Source organism: Acinetobacter sp. P8-3-8 (assembly GCF_000214135.1).
In the GTDB taxonomy this organism is placed as follows: Bacteria; Pseudomonadota; Gammaproteobacteria; order Pseudomonadales; family Moraxellaceae; genus Acinetobacter.
The window spans coordinates 1-4,044 of sequence record NZ_AFIE01000097.1; the positions used below are offsets into that span (position 1 = coordinate 1).

Below are 4,044 nucleotides of genomic sequence, written 5' to 3' on the forward strand. Positions count from 1 at the left end.
GGTTATTGTGAAAAAATTATTATTAGTGATGACGTCGGTATTATTGATTCAAAGTTCTTTCGCTGCTGAGGTTTATACCTGCACTGTAAACGGAAAAACGGTTTATCAGGGAAAGCCTTGCCCAGGTAAAGAATTGAATGCGCGAGTTCAGCAATCTCAAGCTGCAATCAAAGGACAGCAAGCAACCAGAGAAAAAGAAAGAGCCGAACGTGATGCGAGGAAAGAACCGCGCATTGGAATGACAAAGTCCGAGGCTGAGAAATCAACATGGGGCTACCCAGATAAAGTCAACACAACAACCACAGCTAAAAATGAGTTTGAGCAATGGGTGTATAGAACACCTTATTCCGGGTCAAAATATCTGCATTTCACAAATGGAAAATTAACATCAATTTCAAATTAACCCCTTGGAATGGTTTATTAACACTTGAGTTTACCCGCTTCGGCGGGTTTTTTATTGCCTAAAATTTAGAGGTCAGCATGTCTGGTAAAAATTTAACATTCAAATTAATCATGGAAGCCGACACTAAAGACTTTGTATCTAATGTCCAGCAGTCTGAGAAAACCGCAAAAGCCCTCTTTGATGCGATAAAAATAGAATCGGATAAACTTAAGACAACATCTGAAGAAACAGCAAAAGAAGTCGGTAAAATTGTACCAGATGACCTCCAAAAGAAAGCTGATCAGGCTAAAGGCAAGTTAAGTGAAGTGTCTCAAGCAGCTAGTGAACTACAAGGTCAAGCTATTGAGGCTGCTGGTAAAATTGATGGTTTAGGCAATGAGCTTCAAGACACAGCAAGCAAGGCCAATAAGGCTGGTTTTGAAATCGGCAGTGCCATTCCTAGTGACGCTGTTCAGTTAGCAGAAATGCTAGGCAATAAGTTCTTCTCTGCCGCAAAAGAAATTGAATCTCTGGGTGATAAATCGACTATCAGTGCTGGTGAACTCCGTGCAATGTCGAGTGCTGGGGAGCAGGGGCTTAATGAACTGAATTTGGCACTGAAAGCCGCTCAGGCTGAGTTGGTTCGTCTACAAAGCACTGATGGCACCCTACAAGACATTGAGATTGCTAAGCAGCGCGTTTTAAGTATTCAAGATGCGATTAACGAAGCCTCCAGTGCCTTCAACTACTACCAAGGTGTAGCGATTAATGCCATGAAAGGCGTGGATGGTGCCACTCAATCAGCTATTAACCAGGTCCAACGTTTTAGCGCCGTAGATCTAACTGGCGTAGTAGGGGAAGCACAGACTGCCACCCGTGCAATTGAAAGTATGGGTGACGGCGCAAGCCTCAGTACCAAAGAAATTGAACGTATTGGCAGCATTGGTACCAATAGCATTAATGCCCTAGAGCGTGAATTACTGACAGCAAGAAATGCATTTTCGGCACTAGAGCAAAGCAGTGAAGCTGTAACACTTAATGAGATTAAGGCAGCTGGTGACAAGGTTAAAGGTCTTGAGCAAGCAGTAGATCTGACTAAATCAGCCTTCTCCGAATTTAATGTAAAAGCCACCACTGCAATGCAGGGCGTTTCCACAAGCACAGATAAGGCATCCGGTAGTGCCAAGCAAGCCGGACATGCAATTTATGAAGCATTAGGCATTAAACCGCCGTCCGTGATTAATGATGCTATTGCCGATCTGACCAGAAAGCTCGAAAACTTTAAAGCTAACAGTAAATTGCCGGCTGAAGAAGTAGAACGTGTAACCAAGATCACCGAACAGCAAATCGAAAAGCTTAAAAGTGAATTAAATGGTGTTGAGCCTGCTGCTCAAAAGGCAAATTCTGGTATTTCTGGCCTATCTAAGGGGATGGACGGCGCGAAGTTCGCAGTAAATGCCCTTGTTGGTGCTATGGCTACAGTCGGCATTGGGCTGGGTATCCGTGAGCTTGCGGAAGCCGCCGACTCATACACTAACCTTTCTGTTCGTATTCAGATTGCTACCCGTGAAGGTGGTGATTTCAGTTCTGCAATGGCTGGAGTTCATCAGGTAGCACTTGCCACAAATTCTAGCTTACAAGCAACAGGTGATTTATTTACCCGACTGAATACAGTTGGCAAAGAAATGGGAATGACGCAACAACAAGCGTTAGACCTGACTAAAACAGTGACGCAAGCGATTCAGATCGGTGGTGGTTCAGCTCAGGCCAGTGAAGCGGCTGTACAGCAATTCATCCAAGCCATGCAGGGTGGTGTTCTTCGTGGTGAAGAATTCAACTCCATGATGGAAAATGGTTACGGTCTTGCTGAAGCTCTAGCTAAAGGGTTGGGAGTCACTACTGGTGAACTCCGCAAGATGGCGGAAAATGGTGAGCTTTCAGCAGAGCGTGTTATTAAAGCTTTGCAAAGTCAGGCCACTCAGATTCAAGAAACTTACAATCAATTTCCAACTACTATCAGCAATGCACTGCAGAAGATTTCTACACAATGGCAGATTCTGATTGGTGAGATGGATCAGGCCAATGGATCGAGCGCGACAGTAGCAAATGCTCTATCAATTATTGCTGATAATCTTGGGATACTAAAATTATTCTTCGATGATGTAGCAGATGGAATAGGGTGGTTTCAAGACAAGCTTTCGGAAATAGATCCATCTACAATTGAGGCTATTAGAAGCACACTATCTGCCGTATACGACACAATTAAAAATGTCATATCCAGTATGGCGGGAATAGCTGAAACCGCATGGAGTGCTTTTACATCTGTCTTAGATTCAATAGCTCCTTTATTTAATGCAATCCTTAATGGTAAAGAGGAAGTCGATGGTTTAACGACCTTATTCAATGTTTTTAAAATTGCTCTAGGGGTGGTATCGGATGCTGCAACTGGGCTAAATATTGCCTTGAAGCTACTCCTTGCAGGTATTCAGTTTATTTCAGGAGGTATTTATGCACTTAGTGCCGCCGTACTGGATTTCTTAGGATTCGATGATCTGGCTGCACAGGCTCAAAATGCGTCTGATGCTCTGTTTAGACAAGCCGAAAAGAATGGTAGAGAGGCTAACAGGTTAGCACTTGAAAGCAAATCTGCAACAAGAGAAGCAATTCGAGAGATTCGTCAGACTGAAGATGAAGCAAATAAAGAACGGGTTGCTGAGAGCCAAAAAACTCTTAATGAATTAAAGCTTCAAGAAGAAAAGCATAAGGCTGACTACAAGGCTATTAGTGATGAGCGCATTCAGTTAGAGCAGCAGCTCCATGAAGCACGAAAAACTGGTAATCAGGCTGCAATTGATCAGGCTGTAAAAGGTCTTGCCGAACTGGATACCAAGGAAAAAGCCTATCAGGCTGAAAGCCAGAAAATCACTGAGGCTAAGATTCAAGCTGCACAAGATTGGGTAAATGCTCAACTTGCAGCAGCAGATGGTACTCAAAAAGTAGCGGATGCAGCCACCCAAAAAACCCTACAAACTACTCTTGCAGCTCAAGGTTTAAAACTTGAGTTTGATAATGCTGGCAAAGCAATTGTCAAAGCCATGGATGATGGTACTAAAGCAACAGAGGGTACGGCAAATGCAGCTGATAAAGCCAGAAAAGCTGCAAACGCTTTAGGTCTGGATCTTGATGTTTCTTTAAATCGAGTTTCTGCAAAATTCAAGGAAACAGAAGGCCAGCTAGATAACTTTTCAAGTGGACTTAAAGAGTTGGGCATTGAGGGCAAGCAAGCCGCCAGTGTGACCTATGAAGCTTGGCTTAAATGGCTGGAAACAGCTAAAAGTCAGGCTGAAATTGATATGGCCAAAGCTAAACTTCAGGAGTTTGGCACTCAAGGTCAAATCTCAACATCTCAGGTCGAGCAGGGTTTAGTTGCAATCAAATTGCAGGCTCAGCAGCTACCTGATGCCATTGATCCGGTGACCGAGTCATTTAAACGACTTGGTATTCAGACAAAGGAACAACTTCGATTGTCAGCACAGATGGCCTTGTCTGATTTTGATGTTGTGCGTCAAAGCGGGCAAGCCACACAGTCTGACCTGCAGAAAGCCTATGAAAAGACAATTCAACTTGCATATGCCTCGGGTGATGCTCAAAGCATCGCAGCT

General features: G+C 43.7%; 2 protein-coding genes. Both read left to right on the forward strand.

Features of this window, described 5'->3' with window-relative positions; all coding sequences use genetic code 11:
• Positions 1 to 7: 7 nt before the first annotated feature.
• Positions 8 to 403 (forward strand): DUF4124 domain-containing protein, encoded by a 396-nt coding sequence (locus tag GGG_RS0118290; protein ID WP_029574711.1) that lies wholly within the window; start codon positions 8 to 10, stop codon positions 401 to 403.
• 77 nt (positions 404 to 480) lie between these two features.
• Positions 481 to 4,044, forward strand: a 3,564-nt coding sequence (locus GGG_RS0118295; protein WP_010117656.1) for a tape measure protein, incomplete at its 3' end; no start/stop codon positions are given.